Source organism: Streptomyces anulatus (assembly GCF_014650675.1).
Lineage (GTDB): Bacteria > Actinomycetota > Actinomycetes > Streptomycetales > Streptomycetaceae > Streptomyces > Streptomyces anulatus.
Window position 1 is genome coordinate 62,487 of the sequence record NZ_BMVK01000001.1, and the last position, 21,006, is coordinate 83,492.

Here is a 21,006-nt window from a genome sequence, read left to right on the forward strand (position 1 = left end):
CGGGCGGACAAGTCGCAGCCTGGAGTCGCGCGGAGTACGGGACGTCACGGGAGCAGTCTTGCTCCTGACGGCCCGAAAGCCCAAACGGAAGGCGTTTCACCGGTACGGGAAAGGTTCCCCCGGTGCGTCGGCAAGCGGGAGAGTTCACCCCATCGGCTCACATCAGGGGCGTGAGGAAGCGTCGCAGGGTCTCCTCGTAACGGGCCGGTCCGGCGTTCCACATCGACGCATGCGGAGCCTGCGTCACGGCGTGGAGGCTGACCAGGTCCGGACGGCGGGCGGCGAGCTCGCGGGAGGCGCCCCAGGGGGCGATCGTGTCGTCCGGGCCGTGCAGGATCAGGGTCGGGGTGCGCAGGGAGGCCGGCACCGAGGTCTCCAGCACCGGGGCGCCGTTCATCCCGGTCCTGCCCTGGGCGGCGCGGACGGCGAGCGGCAGCAGGGCGGCCGGGACGCCGCGGGCCGCCGCCAGGGCGCGCAGGGTGACCGGCCAGTCCAGCACCGGGGAGTCGAGGACGAGGCCGCTGATCCGGTCGCGGAGCGGGGACTCGACCGCGGCGTACAGGGCCATGGTGGCGCCGGTCGACCAGCCGTGGACGATCACGTTGCGGGCCCCGCCGCGCAGCGCCCAGCGGAGGGCGGCGTCGAGGTCGCGCCACTCGGAGGCGCCGAAGTGGCCGAGTCCGTCCGCGGGGCGGGGGGCTCCGGGGTCGCCCCGGTAGGCGAGGTCGAGCACGGGGAAGCGCTGTTCGCGCAGGAATCCCATCAGGTTCATGGGGTGGGCCCGGGTGGTGCCGAGACCGTGCACGGTGATGACCCAGGTGTCGCGCGCGCCGGGGACGTACCAGGCGGGCAGGGCTCCCAGCTCGCCGGGGATCTCGACCTCCTGGTAATCCAGACCGAGGTCGCTGCCCGGGTCGCCGCTGTACAGCGCGGGGGTGAGCCGCACTTTCACGCCCGGTTCGAGGACTCCCCGGCCGACGTTCTCCAGCCTGCGGACGACGGTGTCGGCGGCCTGGGAGGCCCCTTCGACGACGGGCCCGACGACCGCGTGGACGCCGGGTCCGGACAGGCCGTAGGTGCCGGGCCTGAGCGCCGAGAAGGACCGGGTCAGGGTGACCTGCCCGGCCGCCGTGGCGTGCACGGTGAGTCTGCGGTCGGCGGGGAGGGGACGTCCGGGCGTCGCCTTGAGGGCGACGTCGCTGGCGTACCGGCCGGCCGCGACCGCTGTCGCGCCGACGCCGAGGATCGTGGTGACGGCCGTTGCCGTCGCGGTTACCGGGCGCACCGCTCCAGTGTCGTGGGGCCGGAGGCGCGCTGCCAGCGGACGGGGCCGTCCGGGGCGGTCGCGGGTCAGCCGGGCTGGCCGTATCCCTTGAGCGCCTCCGTCACCTCGTCCAGCTGGGCCGCGTCGAGCAGGGCCGGGGTGCGGCCGGGCACGGAGCTCGCGGTGAGCCAGAGCCGGCAGAGCCACTCCAGTTGGGCGGTGCGCTCGTAGGCCTGGTCGAGCGTGTCGCCGTAGGTGACGGTGCCGTGGTTGGCGAGCAGACAGCCGGTGCGGCCCTCCAGGGCCCCGAGCATGGCCTCGGCCAGTTCCGGGGTGCCGTAGCGGGCGTAGGCGGCGGTGCGGACGGGACCGCCGAGGATCGCGGCCGCGTAGTGGACCAGCGGCACCTCGGTGACGAGGGTGGAGACGGCGGTGGCGTGCACGGCGTGCGTGTGGACCACGGCGGCGGCGGCGGTGGAGCGGTAGACCGCCAGGTGGAGGGGGAGTTCGCTGGTCGGCCCGAGGTCGCCGAGTACCTGGCGGCCTTCCAGGTCGACGCCGACCACGTCCCGGGGGCCCAGCCGGTCGTAGGGCACCCCGCTGGGCGTGACCAGGACCAGGTCGCCGACGCGGGCCGACACATTGCCCGAGGTGCCGACGACCAGGCCGTCCGCCGCGCTGCGACGGGCGGTCGCGACGACGTCCAGCCAGATCCGGCCGACGGATTCCGGGTGTTGCTCGCTCATGGGGCGAGCGTAGGGGGCGGGACGCGCAACCGGAACGTCACGGGGGAGGTGACGGAGGTCTCTTCCGGGTGCCGAACAGCCGTTCAAAATGTTCGCCAACTAGTGGCAAAGGGCGGTCCACGCCCCACCCCACAGGCGCAGCGCAGCCCCTCCCGAACACAAGCGGAGGGAACCCACTCCGTTTGGGGTCACCGCAACGCCCTGCTCAGTTCATCTTCCGTTCATCCAGGTTGCCTACGGTCCACGTGCCACTGACGTCGAACGATTGCCTGGGTAAATGGAACACATCACGCTGCTGCTTGCGATTGTGGTCGTGACAGCTCTCGTGTTCGATTTCACGAACGGTTTCCACGACACCGCCAACGCGATGGCGACGACCATCTCGACCGGCGCCCTGAAGCCCAAGACAGCGGTGGCGATGTCCGCCGTTCTCAACCTGATCGGCGCGTTCCTGTCGGTGGAGGTCGCCAAGACGATCTCCGGCGGGATTGTCAACGAGGACGGCCTCAGAACCGAGGTCATCTTCGCGGCGCTCGTCGGCGCCATCCTGTGGAATCTCCTGACCTGGCTGGTCGGTCTGCCCTCCAGCTCCTCCCACGCCCTGTTCGGCGGTCTGATCGGCGCCGCGGTCATGTCGGCCGGCTGGTCCTCGATCAACGGCGGCACCGTCGTCACCAAGGTGCTGCTCCCGGCGATCGCCGCCCCGCTGGTCGCCGGCCTCGCCGCGATGCTGGCCACGCGACTGACGTACCGGATCAACCGGAACGTCACCGACGAGGGCCAGCTGAAGTCGACGGCCAAGGGCTACCGGGCCGGACAGATCGCCTCCGCCGGTCTCGTCTCGCTCGCCCACGGCACCAACGACGCCCAGAAGACGATGGGCATCATCACGCTGGCCCTGGTCACCGGCGGCGTCCTCGCCCCCGGCTCCAACCCGCCGCTGTGGGTCATCGTCTCCGCCGGTGTGGCCATCGCGCTCGGCACCTACCTCGGCGGCTGGCGCATCATCCGCACCATGGGCAAGGGCCTGACCGACCTCCAGCCGCCGCAGGGCTTCGCCGCCCAGACCAGTGCGGCGACCGTCATCCTGGCCTCCTCGCACCTCGGCTTCTCGCTCTCCACCACGCAGTCCTGCTCCGGGGCCGTGATGGGCGCGGGCCTCGGCCGCAAGGGCGGTGTGGTCCGCTGGTCCACCGCCACCCGGATGTTCATCGCCTGGGGCCTGACGCTCCCGGCCGCGGGCCTGGTCGGCGCGGGCGCCGAGTTCCTCACGAAGCAGGGCCCCTGGGGCATCGCCGTCACGGCGGTCATCCTGGTGGGCGGTTCGTTCGCGATCTGGGTGGCCTCGCGCCGCCAGCCGGTCGACCACACCAACGTCAACGACACGGGCGACGACGAGCCCCAGGGCGTCGTCACCACCGCCATGGCCGCGGTCCAGCCGCCGCCCGTCGGCGGCCCGGCCTCCGACCTCTCGACCACCATCCCGGCCCCGGCCTCGTCGCCCGACGACCCGGCCCGGCCGCCGGCCAAGGTGTAAGGAAAGATCCGCATGAAAATCGACTGGGCAGCTCTCGCCTCCGTGTTCGGTGTCAGCCTCGTGGTCACCGTCGCGCTGGTCGGCGTCTTCACCGTGGGCATCGTCGCCCTCTCCAAGCAGTCCGCCACGGCCGGGGGCAGCGCCTCCGGCGGGTCGGCAGCACTGGCGCGCACCGGCGCGTACGCCTGCTTCGCGCTGTGCGTCGCGGCGGTCTCGTACGGGATCTACCTGATCGTCGCCTGACCCCGTACCCCGCACTCCTTCGGGCCGGACACACCCTCGTGTGTCCGGCCCGATGTGCGTCTGCGCACAGTGGAGCCTCGCAGGTCAACAGCGAGTTGACGGTTGTTCGCGGGGCGTGGTGGACTGCCGGAGCCATTTACGGCGACAGCAGAGGAAGCCGGTGCGAATCCGGCGCGGTCCCGCCACTGTCACCGGGGAGCACTCCCCCACACCGGACGTCACGGCCCGCGGGACGCGGGCTGGAAGGCCGGGGGAACTGCGGATCCGGAAGCCAGGAGACTCTCGTCGCCGGTCACGTCGAACCAGGGCGCGGACCCTGAGTGAGGACATACGCCATGCCCGGCTGCCGTGCGCCGCTTCCTGCGCCCCTGCCCCCTCGTTCTCATTCCGGAACACCTCTCCCCGCGACGGGCTGAGCCGTGCGTGCCGACCGCGTCTTCGCGTACGGCGCCACGGCCGGGCTGATCGCCGACGCCCTGCTCGGCGATCCCCGGCGGGGCCACCCCGTCGCCGGATTCGGCCGCGCGGCCGCGCGGGCCGAATCCCTCCTGTGGCGTGACGACCGGGGCGCGGGCGCCCTGCACACCCTCGTGTGCGCCGGAGGCGCCGTGGGGGCCGCCGCGCTGGCCGCCCGCGCCGTCCGGGGACACCCCGCGCTCGCCGTCGCGCTGACCGCCGCCACCGCCTGGTCCGTCGTCGGAGGTACGTCGCTGGGCCGGGAGGCCCGCGCCATCGGCGGCGCCCTGGCCGCCGGGGACCTGGAGGTGGCACGGGAGCGGCTGCCGCATCTGTGCGGGCGCGATCCGCACTCCCTGGACGGTCCGGGCATCGCCCGCGCGGTCGTCGAGTCGGTCGCCGAGAACACCTCGGACGCCGTCGTCGGCGCACTGGTGTGGGGGGCGATCGGCGGGGTGCCGGGGCTCGTCGGCTTCCGGGCCGTGAACACGCTCGACGCGATGGTCGGCCACAAGTCGCCCCGCTACCGACGTTACGGCTGGGCCTCGGCCCGCCTGGACGACCTCGCCGGGTGGCCCGGCGCCCGTCTGACGGCCGCGCTGGCCGTGGCGGGCGGCGGGCGGCCCCGGGAGGCCGTACGCGCCTGGAGGGCGGACGCGGGGCGTCACCCGAGCCCGAACGCGGGGCCGGTGGAGGCCGCGTTCGCGGGGGCGCTCGGCGTACGGCTGGGCGGGACGCTGGCGTACGCGGGGCGCGTCGAGCACCGGCCGGTGCTGAACGGGGAGTCCGGGCGGGATGTGCGGAGCGCGGACATCGAACGTGCGGTACGGCTGTCGCGCCGGGTGAGCACGCTGGCCCTGGGTGTGTGCGTGGCGGGCCGGATGATCGCGGGGCGGATGGCCGCGGGCCGGACGGTCGCGGGGCGGAAGCGGGGACGGCCATGAACGGTCCGGCACGGAACGCGGTACGGGAACGGGAGCGGGCATGAGCGGCGGACTGCTGGTCGCGGGGACCACATCGGACGCGGGCAAGAGCGTCGTCACGGCGGGCATCTGCCGCTGGCTGGTGCGCCGGGGCGTGAAGGTCGCGCCCTTCAAGGCCCAGAACATGTCCCTGAACTCCTTCGTGACCCGGGAGGGCGCGGAGATCGGGCGGGCCCAGGCGATGCAGGCGCAGGCCGCCCGGGTGGAGCCGACGGCCCTGATGAACCCGGTGCTGCTGAAGCCCGGCAGTGACCGGTCCAGCCAGGTGGTCCTGATGGGGAAGCCGGTCGGCGAGATGAGCGCCCGGGGGTACCACGGAGGCCGGCAGGAGGCGCTGCTCGGCACGGTCACGGAGTGCCTGGAGGAGCTGCGGTCGACGTACGACGCGGTGATCTGCGAGGGGGCGGGTTCCCCCGCCGAGATCAACCTCCGGCGCACCGACATCGTGAACATGGGGATCGCGCGGGCCGCCCGCTTCCCCGTGCTGGTCGTCGGGGACATCGATCGGGGCGGGGTCTTCGCGTCGTTCTTCGGGACGACGGCGCTGCTGAGCGCGGAGGACCAGGCCCTGGTCGCGGGCTATCTGGTGAACAAGTTCCGGGGCGACGTCTCGTTGCTGGAGCCGGGGCTCGACATGCTGTACGGGCTGACCGGGCGGCGGACGTACGGGGTGCTGCCGTACGCCCATGGGCTCGGCATCGACGAGGAGGACGGCCTGCGGGTGTCCCTGCGCGGTGCGGTGCGGGAGTCGGTCGTGGCGCCGCCCCATGGGGAGGACGTGCTGCGGGTCGCGGTCTGCGCGGTGCCGCTGATGTCCAACTTCACGGACGTGGACGCGCTGGCCGCCGAACCGGGCGTCGTCGTGCGGTTCGTGGACCGGGCGGAGGAGCTGGCCGACGCGGACCTGGTGATCGTGCCGGGGACGCGCGGCACGGTGAAGGCGCTGGCCTGGCTGCGTGAGCGCGGGCTCGCGGACGCACTGGTACGACGGGCGGCGGAGGGCCGGCCGGTGCTGGGGATCTGCGGCGGGTTCCAGGTGCTCGGTGAGCGGATCGAGGACGAGGTGGAGTCGCGGGCGGGGGTCGTGGACGGGCTGGGGCTGCTGCCGGTGCGGGTGCGCTTCGACCGGGACAAGACGCTGGCGCGGCCGGTCGGTTCGGCACTGGGCGAGCCGGTGGAGGGGTACGAGATCCACCACGGGGTGGCCGATGTGCGGGGCGGGGAGCCGTTCCTGGACGGGTGCCGGGTGGGGGCGGTGTGGGGGACGCACTGGCACGGGTCGCTGGAGAGCGACGCGTTTCGGCGACGGTTCCTGGTGGAGGTGGCCCGGGCCGCCGGGCGGCGGTTCGTGCCGGCGCCGGACACGAGTTTCGGGGTGTTGCGGGAGGAGCAGCTGGATCGGCTGGGGGATCTGGTGGAGGAGCACGCGGACACGGATGCGTTGTGGCGGTTGATCGAGGGGGGTGCGCCTGTGGGGTTGCCGTTCGTGCCGCCGGGGGCGCCGCCGTTGGGCGCGGGTGCGGGTGCGGGTGCGGGTGCTCCGGAGAGCCGGGGCGCTGCCCCGGACCCCGCTCCTCAATCGCCGGAGGAGCTTGGATTTGCCGGGTCCGCCGGGCCCACCGGGTCAAGGGGCCAGGGGCTTGATTGTGCCGGGCCAACGCCCCAGGAGCTTGATGTTGCCGGGTCCGCTGAGGCAACGCCCCAAGGGCTCGGGGAAGCAGCTGTTGTTCATGTCGACCAGGAGGCCAAGTGAGTACGCCGTATCCCTTCACCGCGATCGTCGGTCAGGACGACCTTCGGCTCGGGCTGTTGCTGAACGCGGTCAGTCCGGCTGTCGGCGGGGTGCTCGTGCGGGGCGAGAAGGGGACCGCCAAGTCCACCGCCGTGCGGGCGCTCGCCGCGCTCGTGCCGGAGGTCTCCGTCGTTCCGGGGTGCCGGTTCTCCTGTGATCCCGTCTCCCCCGATCCGGCGTGTCCCGACGGGCCGCACGCGGAGGCCGCCGGTGTGTCGCGGGCCGCGCGGACCGTGGAGCTGCCCGTCGGCGCGTCCGAGGACCGGCTCGTGGGAGCGCTGGACATCGAGCGGGCGCTGTCGGAGGGCGTGAAGGCGTTCGAGCCGGGGCTGCTGGCCGACGCGCACCGCGGGATCCTGTACGTCGACGAGGTCAACCTGCTCCACGACCACCTGGTGGACCTGCTGCTGGACGCGGCGGCCATGGGCGCCTCGTACGTCGAGCGCGAGGGCGTCTCCGTACGGCACGCGGCACGGTTCCTGCTGGTCGGGACGATGAACCCGGAAGAGGGCGAGCTGCGGCCGCAGTTGCTGGACCGGTTCGGGCTGACCGTCGAGGTGGCCGCGTCCCGGGACACCGACGAGCGGGTCGAGGTCGTGCGGCGACGGCTCGCGTACGACGACGACCCCGAGGGGTTCGCCGCGCGCTGGGCCGGGGAGGAGAGCGCCCTGCGGGAGCGCATCGCCGCCGCGCGCGCCCTGCTGCCCCGCGTCGTGCTCGGTGACGGCGTGTTGCGGCAGATCGCCGCGACCTGCGCCGCGTTCGAGGTCGACGGGATGCGGGCCGACATCGTGATGGCCCGTACCGCGACCGCGCTCGCCGCCTGGGCGGGCCGCGAGGAGGTCACCGCCGACGATGTGCGGCAGGCCGCTCTCCTCGCGCTCCCCCACCGGCGTCGCCGCAACCCGTTCGACGCGCCCGGCCTGGACGAGGACAAGCTCGACCAGACCCTGGACGAGGCCGGTCCGCAGGAGAACAACGACGGTGACGACCGGCCCGATCCCGATCCCGACGGGGGTGGGGACGATGACGGCGGTGGCGGCGGTGGTGGCGGTGTGCCGCCGCAGGCCGACGGGGACCATACGCCGCCCCGGGGCGAGAGTGGCGACACGCCGTCACAGGCCCCCGAGGGCAGCCCCGACGCGCCCGGCCGGTCCACCGGGGCCGAGCAGCAGCCGGTGGCGTCCGCCGAGCCGTTCCGGACGAAGATGCTCAGCGTGCCGGGGCTCGGCGAGGGCGCTGCGGGGCGGCGCTCCCGGGCCCGTACCGAGCACGGGCGCACCACCGGCGCCCGCCGCCCGCAGGGGGCGCTGACCAAGCTGCACCTGGCCGCGACCGTGCAGGCCGCCGCCCCGCACCAGCGGGCGCGCGGGCGTTCCGGGCGGGGGCTCGTGGTGCGCCGGGACGATCTGCGGCAGGCGACCCGGGAGGGGCGGGAGGGCAACCTCGTGCTGTTCGTCGTGGACGCGTCGGGCTCGATGGCGGCGCGGCAGCGGATGAGCGCGGTCAAGGGGGCCGTGCTGTCGCTGCTGCTGGACGCCTACCAGCGGCGGGACAAGGTCGGCCTGGTCACCTTCCGGGGCAAGGAGGCGGAGGTGGCGCTGCCGCCGACCTCGTCCGTGGACGCGGCCGCCTCCCGGCTGGAGTCGCTGCCAACCGGGGGCCGCACCCCGCTGGCCGCCGGTCTGCTCAAGGCGCACGACGTGCTGCGGGTGGAGCGGCTGCGCGATCCGTCGCGGCGGCCCCTGCTCGTCGTGGTGACGGACGGCCGGGCGACCGGCGGGCCGGAGCCGGTGGCGCTCGCGGGCCGGGCCGGCCGGCTGCACCGCTCGGAGGGGACGGCATCCGTCGTCGTGGACTGCGAGTCGGGGTACGTACGCCTCGGTCTCGCCGGGGAACTCGCCCGGGAACTGGGAGGCACCGCCGTCACGCTCGACGAGCTGCGGGCCGACTCGATCGCCGGGCTCGTCAAGGACGTCACCGCAGCCGGGAGGGCCGCTTAATGCCGCAGGGACAGCCGACATCGGTGCCGGACGACGGGCTCACCACCCGTCAGCGGCGCAACCGTCCGCTCCTCTTCGTCCACACGGGTATCGGCAAGGGCAAGTCGACCGCCGCCTTCGGGCTCGCGCTGCGGGCCTGGAACCAGGGCTGGCCGATCGGGGTGTTCCAGTTCGTGAAGTCCGCGAAGTGGAAGGTCGGCGAGGAGAACGCGCTGAAGGTCCTCGGAGCGAGCGGCGAGGGCGGCACCGTCGACTGGCACAAGATGGGCGAGGGCTGGTCCTGGGTCCAGCGCGACGGTCAGCTGGACAACGAGGAGAAGGCCCGCGAGGGCTGGGAGCAGGTCAAGCGCGACCTGGCGGCCGAGACGTACAAGCTGTACGTGCTCGACGAGTTCGCGTACCCGATGCACTGGGGCTGGATCGACACCGACGAGGTCGTCGAGGTGATGCGGAACCGGCCCGGCACCCAGCATGTGGTGATCACCGGCCGCAACGCACCGGACGCGCTGATCGAGGCCGCCGACCTGGTGACCGACATGTCGAAGGTCAAGCACCCGATGGACGCGGGGCAGAAGGGCCAGAGGGGCATCGAGTGGTGAGTACGCCCCGTCTGGTCATCGCCGCTCCGGCCTCCAACAGCGGCAAGACCACCGTCGCCACCGGCCTGATGGCCGCCTTCGCCGCGCGCGGGCTCGCCGTCTCCCCGCACAAGGTGGGGCCGGACTACATCGATCCGGGCTATCACTCGCTGGCGACGGGACGCCCCGGCCGCAATCTCGACGCGTACATGTGCGGGACGGATCTGATCGCCCCGCTGTTCGCGCACGGGTCGGCGGGGTGCGACCTCGCCGTGGTCGAGGGCGTGATGGGGCTGTACGACGGCGCCTCGGGCCAGGGGGAGCTGGCGTCCACCGCGCAGGTGGCGAAGCTGCTGCGCGCCCCCGTGGTGCTGGTGGTGGACGCCTCCTCGCAGTCCCGTTCGGTGGCGGCCCTGGTGCACGGGTTCGCCTCCTGGGACCCCGAGGTCCGGATCGGCGGGGTGATCCTGAACAAGGTGGCCTCCGACCGGCACGAGGCGCTGCTGCGGGACGCGTTGGACGAGTCGGGGCTGCCGGTCCTGGGCGTGCTGCGCCGGGCCCCGCAGGTGGCGACGCCCTCGCGCCATCTGGGGCTGGTCCCGGTGGCCGAGCGGGGGTCCGAGGCCGTGGACGCCGTGGCGGCGATGGGTGAGCGGGTGCGCGCCGGGTGCGACCTGGACGCGCTGATGGCGCTGGCCCGGACCGCTCCGGCCCTGCCGGACGCGGCGTGGGAGCCGCCGCCCGCCTCGGTCACCGGTTCCGTGCGGCCCGTCGTGGCCGTGGCCGGCGGGGCGGCGTTCACCTTCGCGTACGCGGAGCACGCCGAGCTGCTGACGGCGGCCGGCGCGGAGGTCGTGGTCTTCGACCCGCTGCGGGACGAGAAGCTGCCGGTGGGTACGGCGGGGCTCGTGATCGGCGGCGGGTTCCCGGAGATGTACGCCCCCGAGCTCTCCGCCAACGAGCCGTTGCGGCGGGCGGTCACGGAACTGGCCCTGAGCGGCGCCCCGGTGGCGGCCGAGTGCGCGGGGCTGCTGTATCTGGCGCGGGAGCTGGACGGGAAGCCCATGTGCGGGGTGCTGGACGCCGAGGCCCGGATGTCCGAGCGCCTCACGCTCGGGTACCGGCAAGCGGTGGCCGTGTCGGACAGTGCGCTGGCGGTGGCGGGGACCCGGATGCGCGGTCATGAGTTCCATCGCACGGTGCTGGAGCCGGGGGCGGGGACCACGCCCGCCTGGGGCATGCACCAGCCGGAGCGGCGGGTCGAGGGGTACGTCCAGCGGGGCGTGCACGCGAGCTATCTGCACACCCACTGGGCCGCGTCGCCCGGAGTGGCCCGGCGGTTCGTCGAGCACTGTCGGGCGCGGTGAACCACGGTCCAGCGCGGTGAACCACGGTCCAGCGCGGTGAACCGCGGTCCAGGGGGCGTGTCCTTCGTGACGAAGCGCTCGGGCGTACGCGGGGCTCACTCCGCGATGCCGACGACCAGCCAGATGAAGCCCACGCCCCCGATGGTGCAGAGAAGGGTGGAGCGGGTGGGATGGGTGTGGTGCGCCTCGGGAAGGATCTCCGCAGCGGCCAGGTAGAGCAGCGCTCCGCCGAAGAAGCCGAGATAGCCGCCGAGCAGTTCCTCCGGAAGGGTGAACAGCAGCGTCGTCGCGGCGCCCACGACCGGTGCCGCGGCGGCCGCGAACAGCATCAGGAGCGCCTTGCGGCGGGCGTTCCCGTAAAGACTGGTGAGGGTGTACGTGTTGAATCCGTCGGCGAAGTCATGACTGATCACCGCCAGCGCGACGGCCACGCCCATGGAGCCGCTGACCTGGAAGGCGGCGCCGAGCGCGATGCCGTCCATGAAGCTGTGCCCGACCATCGCGGCGGCCGCCGTCAGCCCCACCTGCGGGACGCGTTCGCCGCTCGCCCCGTGTGCCACCTGGCGTACGGCGAGCAGTCCCTCGACCAGATGGGCCGCCAGGAAGCCGCCGACGAACAGCAGCAGGGCGGCGGGCACCCCGAACACCGGTGTGCCCGCGGCCTCGATCGCCTCCGGCAGGAGGTCGAGTCCGACCACGCCGAGCATCAGGCCGCCCGCGAGGCCGAGCACCAGGTGACGGCGGTCGGTGACGCGTTGTGCGACCCAGCCGCCGGCCAGAGTCATCAGGAACGCGCCGAGCGCGACGAACACCGCCATGGGGCCTTGCTAGCCGATCGGGCCCTCTCTCCGCATCTCAGGGTGTCCTTACCGGCGGCGTCCACCACGCCTCTCCCGCCGCCCGTTTCCGTATACGGAACGGCCCCGCCTCCTCCCCTGCACCACCGAGACGTTTGATCTGAAAGGCAGGACTCCGCCGATGACCGGAGCATCCGTCGGTACCGGACCGGAGTCCGGGGCCCGCAGTCTGGTGGTGGGGGTCGGCGCGCGCCGGGGCGTCCCCGGGGATGTGGTGTTCGCCCTGATCGAGGCGGTGTTGAGCGGGGCGGGGCTGGACGCGGCGGACGTGCTGGAGGTGGCGACGGTCGACGCCAAGGGGGACGAGCCGGGGATCGTGGGGGCGGCGGCCCGGCTGGGGGTGCCGGTGCGGACCCATCCGGCCGGGGCGCTGGCCGCGGTCCGCGTGCCGCACCCCTCGGGCGCGGTGGGTGCGGCGGTGGGGACTCCGTCGGTCGCGGAGGCGGCGGCGTTGATCGAGGCGGACGAACTGGTGGTGCCGAAGACCCGCGCCCCGGGCGGGAAGGCCGCCGGCAGGGGGATGGCGACCTGTGCGGTGGCCCGCCGGTTTCCGGCCGTCGTCGGGACTTTCGAGGTTTCCGGGAGGAAAACTTCCACCTCACCGGTGACGGGGGGCTCCCGCCCGTTCACCATGGCTGCCATGAATCCCCCCACGCGGAACATCGAGAGCGCAGGCCCCGACCTGCGCCACCACGGCGACGCGGAGGTGCGCGGCGAGAATCTGACCGATCTCGCCGTGAACGTCCGTACCCACACTCCCCCGGAGTGGCTGCGCGAGCGGATAGCCGCGTCGCTCACTTCGCTGGCCGCCTACCCGGACGGGTCCTCGGCCCGCGCCGCCGTCGCCGGCCGGCACGGGCTGCCGGTGGAGCGGGTGCTGCTGACGGCGGGCGCGGCCGAGGCGTTCGTCCTGATCGCCCGTGCTCTTCCGGCCCGTCGTCCGGTCGTGGTGCATCCTCAGTTCACGGAACCGGAGGCGGCTCTGCGGGCGGCAGGGCACGGGGTGGGGCGGGTGCTGCTGCGTGCCGAGGACGGCTTCCGGCTCGATCCGGAGGCGGTGCCCGAGGAGGCGGACCTCGTGGTGATCGGCAACCCGACGAACCCTACGTCCGTGCTGCATCCGGCGGCGCTGCTGGAGCGGTTGGCGCGGCCCGGGCGGACGCTGGTGGTCGACGAGGCGTTCATGGACGTCGTGCCGGGCGAGCGTGAGGCGCTGTGCGACCGGACGGACGTCCCGGGGCTCGTGGTGCTGCGCAGCCTCACCAAGACGTGGGGGCTCGCCGGGCTGCGGATCGGTTATGTCCTGGCCGCTCCGGAGACCGTGGCGCTGCTGTCCGAGGCGCAGCCGCTGTGGCCGGTGTCGTCCCCGGCGCTGGCGGCGGCGGAGGCGTGCATGGAGCCGCGGGCGCTGGTGGAGGCGGCCGAGGCGGCGGACCGGATCACGGTGGACCGGGCCCATCTGCTCGCCGGGCTGGCCGAGTTCAGCGAGGTGGAGGTGGTGGAGGCGGCCCGGGGGCCGTTCGTCCTGGTGCGTCTGGAGCGGGCGGCGGAGGTCCGGGAGCGGCTGCGGCTGCTGGGCTTCGCGGCCCGGCGCGGGGACACGTTCCCGGGTCTGGGGCCGCAGTGGCTGCGGCTCGCGGTCCGCGACCGGGCCACGACCAATCGTTTCCTCCAGGCCCTGGACCAGGCCGTGCAGGCGCTGCCCGCGAGATCCGGGCGCTGAGGGTCGTCCCTCCGGCCGGGCGTGCCGGGGGCGGTGTCCGTACGACGGACGCCGCCCCCGGCGCGTATCAGCCCTGGCTGCCGGCGCGCCTGCGCGCCAGCACCGTCGCGCCCGCGCCGACGGCCAGCAGCAGGGCCGCTCCGCCCGCGATGTACGGGGTGGTGGAGCTGCCGCCGGTCTCGGCGAGGTTGGCCCCGGTGGGGGCGGTGCCGGTGTCGGAGCCGGTCTGCGTCTTCACGTCGCCGCCGCTCGTGCCGCCGTCTCCCTGGTCGCCGCCGGTGTCCCCACCGCCGCCCGTCGAACCGCCGTCGGTGGAACCGCCGTCCGTGGAGCCGCCCGTGGAACCGCCGTCCGTGGAGCCGCCCGTGGAACCGCCGTCCGTGGAGCCGCCCGTGGAACCGCCGTCCGTGGAGCCCGGCTTCTCGGGGGTCTTCGGCCCCTTCGGGGTCTCGCAGGTCGCCTCGGCGAGGGTGACCTCGCCCTCCACCTCGGCGACGTTGAGGTTCAGCGGGTTGACGGACACCTTGAGCTGGAGCGCCGTAGCGGCCGCCGTACGCTCGGTGGTGACCGTCTTCGACAGGTCGAGGGAGACCTCGCCGACGCCCGGCACCGCCACCCGGGTCGGTCCGCCCGCGGAGAGCGTCACCTTCTTGCCGAGCACTGCGACATGGCCGAGCACGTTCGACTCGGCGACGGGCTTCCTGCCGACCTCGCAGACCGCCTTGGAGGTGACCTTCTCGACCTCGATGAGCGAGAGCACCGGCAGTCCGGGCACATGGATCCTGGCCTTCGCCAGGTTGGTGTAACCCTCGGCCCTGTGCTCGTCCACCGTGGCGTTCGCGGTGGCCACGTCGGCGCGCAGGACGCTGACCGGGGCCCCGCCCTCCACTCCGTCCACGTTCACGCTGAGCGCGGTCTTCTCGGCGCTGGCCGGGGCCTGCACCTCGTTGAGCGTGACCTTGAGGGGCACCTGGACGGACTTGTTGAGGAGCGAGACGTCGAGCCCGGTACGGAGCACGACCGCGCTCGCCCTGCCCTCGCCGCCGGTGGTGGGCGTCGCCGGGGCTGCGTGCGCGGGGACGGCGGCAAGCAGGGCGACGGGTCCGGCGGCGACCGCCAGGGCGGCGAGACGGAAGGTGTTGCTGTTCAAGATGGTGGAACCCCCACAAGAGACATGGAGCCGCCGGCACAGTCCAATGGGGGACATCGCCTGCGCCGACGGCCTCGACTCCGTGAATCTTTACGCACTGAGGGTGAACTGGCGGATACCTGGCGTGAGTTCACCCCAAAGGGGGGTTTCCGCGCGCATATTCGAATCTTTCGGCACGTGCGTTCGCTGATGTCACTCGTTTCACCCGGCGCGAGCCGTACAGAGCGCGCTCGCGCCGGAGCATGCGCAGAGGTGCATCAACGAGTCCGGGACCGTATCCGTCACTGCTCGTCAACACGGCACCGCGCCGCCCTCAGCCGATGACCCGCCCGTTCAGCACGATGTGGCGAGGCGCCGCCAGCACCCGGACGTCCGCGCGCGGGTCCTCGTCGTACACGACCAGGTCCGCCGGAGCGCCCTCCTCCAGCGCGGGCCGCCCCAGCCAGCGCCTGGCCCCCCACGCGGTGGCGGAGAGGGCCTCCAGGGGCGGGATGCCCGCCTTGACGAGTTCGGCGACCTCGCCCGCGACCAGCCCGTGCGCCAGGGAGCCGCCCGCGTCGGTGCCGACGTAGACGGGGATCCCGGCGTCGTACGCGGCGCGCACGGTGTCGTAGCGGCGGTCGTACAGCTGCCGCATATGCGCCGACCAGCGGGGGAACCTGGCCTCGCCGCCCGCCGCGAGATCGGGGAACGTGGCGATGTTGACCAGCGTCGGGACGATCGCCACCCCCCGCTCGGCGAAGAGCGGGATGGTGTCCTCGGTGAGGCCGGTGGCGTGCTCGATACAGTCGATGCCCGCCTCCACCAGGTCGGTGAGCGACTCCTCGGCGAAACAGTGCGCGGTGACGCGGGCGCCGAGCCGGTGCGCCTCGGCGATGGCCGCCTCGACCTCGCCGCGCGGCCAGCAGGCGGTCAGGTCCCCGGCGTCGCGGTCGATCCAGTCCCCCACCAGCTTGACCCAGCCGTCCCCGCGCCGGGCCTCCCGGGCCACGTACGCGACGAGGTCGCCGGGTTCGATCTCATGGGCGTAGTTGCGGATGTAGCGGCGGGTCCTGGCGATGTGGCGGCCGGCCCTGATGATCTTCGGAAGGTCCTCGCGGTCGTCGATCCACCGGGTGTCGGAGGGCGATCCCGCGTCCCGGATCAGCAGGGTTCCGGCCTCCCGGTCGGTGAGCGCCTGCTTCTCGGCGGTCGCCGCGTCGACCGGGCCGTGCCGGTCCAGGCCCACATGGCAGTGCGCGTCGACCAGTCCGGGCAGCGCCCACCCCCTGACCGTCACCGCGCGGTCGGCGCCGGGCGGCCGCTCGTAGGTGATCCGCCCGCCCACGGCCCACAGTTCGTCCCGCACCTCGTCCGGGCCGACGAGCACCCGGCCCTTCACCCGCAGCACCCGCTGCTCCTCCTGATCACTCATACGCGGCACTGTACGAGGCCGTCGGTAGGCTGCTGGGGCCCGTGGACGTTCCCGCCGCCCGCCCGGAAGGCGGGAACGTTTCACCGGCGCCTGCCCATGGACCCGCGAACGACCCCGAAGAGAGCCCCACCGTGACGCACCCCTTCCTCGACCTCCCCCCGCTCACCGCCGGCCACTTCGCGGCGATCGAGCGGCGCGTGGCCCGGCTCCTCGCCACGGAGCAGGACGTCGTCATCACCCAGGGCGAGGCGCTGCTGCCGCTGGAGGGCTGCATCCGCGGCGGCGCACGGCCCGGCTCGACCGCGCTGAACGTGGTCACCGGACCGTACGGGCAGACCTTCGGCAACTGGCTGCGGGACTGCGGCGCGGAGGTCGTCGACCTCACGGTGCCCTTCCACGCCGCGGTCACCGCCGACCAGGTCGCCGAGGCGCTCGCCGAGCACCCGGAGATCGACTTCGTCTCGCTGGTGCACGCGGAGGCGGCGACCGGCAACACCAACCCAATCGCGGAGATCGGCGAGGTGGTCAGGGCGCACGGCGCGCTGTTCATGCTGGACGCGGTCGCCTCGGTGGGCGCCGAGCCGCTGCTGCCGGACGCCTGGGGCGTCGACCTGTGCGTGATCGGCGCGCAGAAGGCCATGGGCGGGCCCGCCGGGGTGTCGGCGGTGTCGGTGAGCGCGCGGGCCTGGGAGCGGATCGCCGCCAACCCGGCCGCCCCGCGCCGCTCCTACCTCTCCCTCCTGGACTGGAAGGAGCGCTGGATCGACGGCGGCCGTACGGCGCTGCCGCACGCCCCGGCGCAGTTGGAGATGCTGGGCCTGGAGGCCTGCGTGGCGCGGATCGAGGACGAGGGCCTGGACACGGTGACGGCCCGCCACGCCTCGGCCGCCGCGGCCACCCGGGCCGGTGCGGTGGCCCTGGGCGGCGGGCTGGAGCCGTACGTCCACGAGGCGCGGGACGCGGCCCCGGTGGCGACGACGCTGCGCGCCCCGGCGGGGACGGACGCGGCCGCGCTGGTCGCGGCGGCGCTGGCGGCGGACCCCGCGCTGCCGCTCGTCGCGGGCGGTGGGGCGCTGTCCAAGGAGATGATCCGGGTCAACCATTACGGGGCGGATGCGACGCGGGGCGCGGTGCTGTCCTCGCTCGCGGCTCTGGGGGCGGTGCTGACCGATGCCGGCCGGCGGGTCGATATCGAGGCTGCCCGTAGGGCTGTTTCGGAAACCTGGCCGAGCCTCTGATATTCCTCATGCGGAAAGCTGCTTTATTGAAAAGCAGCTTCCCACATTCTTCTGCCCGCTTTCCCGTCACCTAAACGGGCCAGTTTTTTCTGGCCGCGAACTTCATGATTCGGACACATCTCGCGAGAGTTACAACCCTGTGACCGACTCCACAGGGTCGGCGTTATGCCCGAAAAATTCAGGACAAAGCGCAGGAAAATGCACCTGAATCACCGGGAACCTCGCGCACGCCTGATAACACAAAGGAGCCCCCCACCCAACCCTCTACGTCGATGCAATTTCGAAATTTGCTGGGTAAATTCAATTCGCATGACCGCCGCACCAGCAGATTTTGCCCGTGCCCGAAGCGAATTCCTCAGTATCGATGCGCCACGAGTGGAGGACGGAGCCGCGATCTGGCGCATAGCCCGCGACTCCCAGGTCCTGGACCTGAACTCCTCGTACAGCTACCTGCTGTGGTGCCGTGACTTCGCCGCGACCTCCGCCGTCGCCCGTGGCGAGAACGGCGAGCCCATCGCCTTCGTGACGGGCTACGTCAGGCCCGACCGCCCCCAGACCCTCGTCGTCTGGCAGGTGGCCGTCGACCAGGCCCACCGCGGCAAGGGGCTGGCCGCCGCACTGCTGGACGCACTGACCGCCCGGGTCGCCGCCGACCAGGGCCTGTCGTCCGTGGAGACGACGATCACGCCGGACAACACCGCCTCCGACCGGCTGTTCACGTCCTACGCCCAGCGCCACGACGTCGCGCTGGAGAAGGAAGTGCTCTTCGACGGCGAGCTGTTCCCCGAAGAGACGCACCTGCCCGAGGTGCTCTACCGGATAGGCCCGTTCGCCACCTGAGCCGCCCCGGCCACCGCACCCCGGCGTACCCGACCCGTACGCCGGATCCCCCTGACTTATCGCGCCGACCGACCACTCGGCGCGGTCCCGGCCGCACCCGTGCGGCGGGGAGCACTCGACCACTGCCCGTCACACCCCCCTCACGCAGGAGATCCGCTGTGACCATCACCCCGCCCGCCCTGAGCGTCTTCGAGACCCTGGAGTCCGAGGTACGGAGCTACTGCCGCGGCTGGCCCGCCGTGTTCGACCGCGCGCAGGGCGCCCGGCTGACCGACGAGGACGGCCACTCCTACCTGGACTTCTTCGCCGGGGCCGGCTCGCTCAACTACGGCCACAACAACCCGGTGCTGAAACGAGCGCTGATCGACTACATCGAGCGCGACGGCATCACCCACGGCCTGGACATGGCGACCACCGCCAAGCGGGCGTTCCTGGAGACGTTCCAGAACGTGATCCTGCGGCCGCGCGATCTGCCGTACAAGGTGATGTTCCCCGGCCCGACCGGCACCAACGCCGTCGAGTCGGCGCTGAAGCTGGCCCGCAAGGTCAAGGGCCGCGAGTCGGTCGTCTCGTTCACCAACGCCTTCCACGGCATGTCGCTGGGCTCGCTCGCGGTGACCGGGAACGCGTTCAAGCGGGCCGGGGCCGGTATCCCGCTGGTCCACGGCACCCCGATGCCGTTCGACAACTACTTCGACGGCACGGTCCCCGACTTCCTCTGGTTCGAGCGACTGCTGGAGGACCAGGGCTCCGGACTCAACAAGCCCGCAGCGGTGATCGTGGAGACCGTCCAGGGCGAGGGCGGCATCAACGTCGCCCGCGCCGAGTGGCTGCGCGCGCTCCAGGAGCTCTGCCACCGCCAGGACATGCTGCTGATCGTCGACGACATCCAGATGGGCTGCGGCCGCACCGGCGGCTTCTTCTCCTTCGAGGAGGCCGGCATCGTCCCGGACATCGTCACGCTCTCCAAGTCCATCAGCGGCTACGGCCTGCCCATGTCCCTCTGCCTCTTCAAGCCCGAGCTGGACATCTGGGAGCCCGGCGAGCACAACGGCACCTTCCGCGGCAACAACCCGGCCTTCGTCACGGCCGCCGCCGTGCTCGACGCCTACTGGGCCGACGGCCAGATGGAGAAGCAGACCCTCGCCCGCGGCGAACAGGTCGAACAGACCCTGCTCGCCATCTGCGCCGAGGAGCCGACCGCGCAGTTCCGCGGCCGGGGCCTGGTGTGGGGCATGGAGTTCGAGGACAAGGCGCGCGCCTCGGCGGTCTGCGCCCGCGCCTTCGAGCTGGGGCTCCTCCTGGAGACCTCGGGCCCGCAGAGCGAGGTCGTCAAGCTGCTGCCGCCGCTGACCATCACCCCCGAAGAGCTGGACGAGGGCCTGCGCACGCTGGCCCGCTGCGTCCGCGAAACGGCCTGACCCGGCACTGCCGGGGCAGGCGGAGAAGAGAGGTCCCGGGCCGCGAGGCCCGGGACGCTGTACAGAGAGAAAGGCAACCGCTCACCGTGATCGTCCGATCGTTCAGTGACATCGAGAACACCGACCGGCATGTGAAGGCGGCATCCGGCACCTGGGAGAGCAAGCGCATCGTGCTCGCCAAGGAGAAGGTGGGCTTCTCGCTCCACGAGACCGTGCTGTACGCGGGCACGGAGACCTCCATGTGGTACGCGAACCACATCGAGGCGGTGCTGTGCACCGAGGGCGAGGCCGAGCTCACCAACGACGAGACCGGCGAGACGCACTGGATCACGCCGGGCACCATGTACCTGCTGGACGGGCATGAGCGGCACACCATGCGGCCCAAGACCGACTTCCGCTGCGTGTGTGTCTTCAACCCCCCCGTCACGGGACGGGAGGACCATGACGAGAACGGTGTCTACCCACTGCTGACCGAGGAGGCCTGAACCACCATGACCACCGAAGTACGCGCCGATCTGTACCCCTCGCGCGGCGCCGCCGAGATGACCACTCCCCGCCAGGACCCGGTCATCTGGTCCGCGCCGGGCGCACCGGGTCCGGTCGCCGCCAAGGACCTCCAGGGATACGAGCACGACGGCTTCCTCACCGTCGACCAGCTCATCGCCCCGGACGAGGTCGCCGTCTACCAGGCGGAGCTGAACCGGCTGATCTCCGACCCGGCGGTCCGCGCCGACGAGCGCTCGATCGTCGAGAAGCAGTCGCAGAACGTACGGTCCGTCTTCGAGGTCCACCGGATCAGCGAGGTCTTCGCCGGTCTGGTCCGCGACGAGCGGGTGGTGGGCCGGGCCCGCCAGATCCTCGGCTCGGACGTGTACGTCCACCAGTCCCGGATCAACGTGAAGCCGGGCTTCGGGGCCACGGGCTTCTATTGGCACTCGGACTTCGAGACCTGGCACGCGGAGGACGGTCTGCCGAACATGCGGACGGTGTCCGTGTCGATCGCGCTGACCGAGAACTTCGACACCAACGGCGGGCTGATGATCATGCCCGGTTCGCACAAGACATTCCTCGGCTGTGCGGGCGAGACGCCGAAGGACAACTACAAGAAGTCGCTCCAGATGCAGGACGCCGGCACCCCGTCCGACGAGGCGCTGACGAAGATGGCCGACCGCCACGGCATCAGGCTCTTCACGGGCAGGGCCGGTTCGGCGACCTGGTTCGACTGCAACGCCATGCACGGCTCGGGCGACAACATCACCCCGTACGCGCGCAGCAACGTCTTCATCGTCTTCAACAGCGTGGAGAACGCGGCGCAGGAGCCCTTCGCGGCTCCGATCCGCCGCCCCGAGTTCATCGGGGCGCGGGACTTCACCCCGGTGAAGTAGCGGGCCGCA

Annotated in this window: 18 protein-coding genes and 1 riboswitch; of the genes, 13 read left to right on the forward strand and 5 right to left on the reverse strand. The window is 72.6% G+C overall.

Going from position 1 to position 21,006, the window contains the following annotated elements; genetic code table 11:
• Positions 1–157 precede the first annotated feature (157 nt).
• On the reverse strand, positions 158–1,285 hold the full coding sequence (locus IE272_RS00295) for an alpha/beta hydrolase (protein ID WP_057661860.1): 1,128 nt from the start codon (positions 1,283–1,285) through the stop codon (positions 158–160).
• A 65-nt stretch (positions 1,286–1,350) separates the two neighbouring features.
• Positions 1,351–2,010 (reverse strand): class II aldolase/adducin family protein, encoded by a 660-nt coding sequence (locus tag IE272_RS00300; RefSeq protein ID WP_190006007.1) that lies wholly within the window; start codon positions 2,008–2,010, stop codon positions 1,351–1,353.
• A gap of 277 nt (positions 2,011–2,287) precedes the next feature.
• On the opposite strand from IE272_RS00300, the gene IE272_RS00305 reads away from it, so the two are divergent.
• The 7 genes from IE272_RS00305 to IE272_RS00335 all read left to right on the forward strand — a co-directional run bounded on the left by IE272_RS00305 (position 2,288) and on the right by IE272_RS00335 (position 10,969).
• On the forward strand, positions 2,288–3,547 hold the full coding sequence (locus IE272_RS00305; protein WP_050358225.1) for an inorganic phosphate transporter: 1,260 nt from the start codon (positions 2,288–2,290) through the stop codon (positions 3,545–3,547).
• Between the two features lie 12 nt (positions 3,548–3,559).
• On the forward strand, positions 3,560–3,790 hold the full coding sequence (locus IE272_RS00310) for a hypothetical protein (protein ID WP_007459487.1): 231 nt from the start codon (positions 3,560–3,562) through the stop codon (positions 3,788–3,790).
• Positions 3,791–3,941: 151 nt separating this feature from the next.
• A riboswitch (cobalamin riboswitch) is annotated at positions 3,942–4,071 on the forward strand.
• Between the two features lie 138 nt (positions 4,072–4,209).
• On the forward strand, positions 4,210–5,190 hold the full coding sequence (locus IE272_RS00315) for a cobalamin biosynthesis protein (protein WP_190006008.1): 981 nt from the start codon (positions 4,210–4,212) through the stop codon (positions 5,188–5,190).
• 40 nt (positions 5,191–5,230) lie between these two features.
• On the forward strand, positions 5,231–6,982 hold the full coding sequence (locus tag IE272_RS00320) for a cobyric acid synthase (RefSeq protein ID WP_190006009.1): 1,752 nt from the start codon (positions 5,231–5,233) through the stop codon (positions 6,980–6,982).
• On the forward strand, positions 6,979–9,024 hold the full coding sequence (locus IE272_RS00325; RefSeq protein ID WP_190006010.1) for a putative cobaltochelatase: 2,046 nt from the start codon (positions 6,979–6,981) through the stop codon (positions 9,022–9,024). Before IE272_RS00320 ends, IE272_RS00325 begins: the two co-directional genes overlap by 4 nt.
• Positions 9,024–9,623, forward strand: a complete 600-nt coding sequence (gene cobO / locus IE272_RS00330; protein ID WP_018512216.1) for a cob(I)yrinic acid a,c-diamide adenosyltransferase — start codon at positions 9,024–9,026, stop codon at positions 9,621–9,623. Before IE272_RS00325 ends, cobO begins: the two co-directional genes overlap by 1 nt.
• The gene (locus IE272_RS00335; RefSeq protein ID WP_050358220.1) at positions 9,617–10,969 is read left to right on the forward strand and encodes a cobyrinic acid a,c-diamide synthase CobB; all 1,353 of its coding nucleotides are present in this window, start codon (positions 9,617–9,619) and stop codon (positions 10,967–10,969) included. The genes cobO and IE272_RS00335 overlap by 7 nt, the downstream gene beginning before the upstream one ends.
• 95 nt (positions 10,970–11,064) lie before the next feature.
• Here IE272_RS00335 and IE272_RS00340 read toward each other — a convergent pair whose 3' ends face one another.
• Positions 11,065–11,787 carry a ZIP family metal transporter gene (locus IE272_RS00340; protein WP_032794480.1) on the reverse strand — a complete coding sequence of 241 codons (723 nt, stop codon included), beginning with the start codon at positions 11,785–11,787 and terminating at the stop codon, positions 11,065–11,067.
• Positions 11,788–11,947: 160 nt separating this feature from the next.
• On the opposite strand from IE272_RS00340, the gene cobC reads away from it, so the two are divergent.
• Positions 11,948–13,549 carry an Rv2231c family histidinol phosphate aminotransferase CobC gene (gene cobC, locus IE272_RS00345; protein ID WP_190006011.1) on the forward strand — a complete coding sequence of 534 codons (1,602 nt, stop codon included), beginning with the start codon at positions 11,948–11,950 and terminating at the stop codon, positions 13,547–13,549.
• A gap of 67 nt (positions 13,550–13,616) precedes the next feature.
• Here cobC and IE272_RS00350 read toward each other — a convergent pair whose 3' ends face one another.
• Together IE272_RS00350 and IE272_RS00355 are read right to left on the reverse strand one after the other, a co-directional pair.
• Entirely contained in the window at positions 13,617–14,699 is a 1,083-nt protein-coding gene (locus IE272_RS00350) for an SCO1860 family LAETG-anchored protein (RefSeq protein WP_190006012.1), read from the reverse strand.
• 313 nt (positions 14,700–15,012) lie between these two features.
• Entirely contained in the window at positions 15,013–16,113 is a 1,101-nt protein-coding gene (locus tag IE272_RS00355) for an amidohydrolase family protein (RefSeq protein WP_079044157.1), read from the reverse strand.
• A 131-nt stretch (positions 16,114–16,244) separates the two neighbouring features.
• Here IE272_RS00355 and IE272_RS00360 point away from each other — a divergent pair, with 131 nt between their 5' ends.
• The 5 genes from IE272_RS00360 to thpD all read left to right on the forward strand — a co-directional run bounded on the left by IE272_RS00360 (position 16,245) and on the right by thpD (position 20,997).
• Positions 16,245–17,351 (forward strand): pyridoxal-phosphate-dependent aminotransferase family protein, encoded by a 1,107-nt coding sequence (locus tag IE272_RS00360; protein WP_190006013.1) that lies wholly within the window; start codon positions 16,245–16,247, stop codon positions 17,349–17,351.
• 309 nt (positions 17,352–17,660) lie between these two features.
• Entirely contained in the window at positions 17,661–18,191 is a 531-nt protein-coding gene (gene ectA, locus IE272_RS00365; RefSeq protein WP_056706213.1) for a diaminobutyrate acetyltransferase, read from the forward strand.
• A gap of 158 nt (positions 18,192–18,349) precedes the next feature.
• Positions 18,350–19,612: a diaminobutyrate--2-oxoglutarate transaminase gene (ectB, locus tag IE272_RS00370; protein WP_050358215.1), complete on the forward strand. Its 1,263-nt coding sequence runs from the start codon at positions 18,350–18,352 to the stop codon at positions 19,610–19,612.
• 86 nt (positions 19,613–19,698) lie between these two features.
• Positions 19,699–20,097, forward strand: a complete 399-nt coding sequence (locus IE272_RS00375; protein WP_007450483.1) for an ectoine synthase — start codon at positions 19,699–19,701, stop codon at positions 20,095–20,097.
• Between the two features lie 6 nt (positions 20,098–20,103).
• Positions 20,104–20,997 (forward strand): ectoine hydroxylase, encoded by an 894-nt coding sequence (gene thpD / locus IE272_RS00380; RefSeq protein ID WP_056706218.1) that lies wholly within the window; start codon positions 20,104–20,106, stop codon positions 20,995–20,997.
• Positions 20,998–21,006 lie beyond the last annotated feature (9 nt).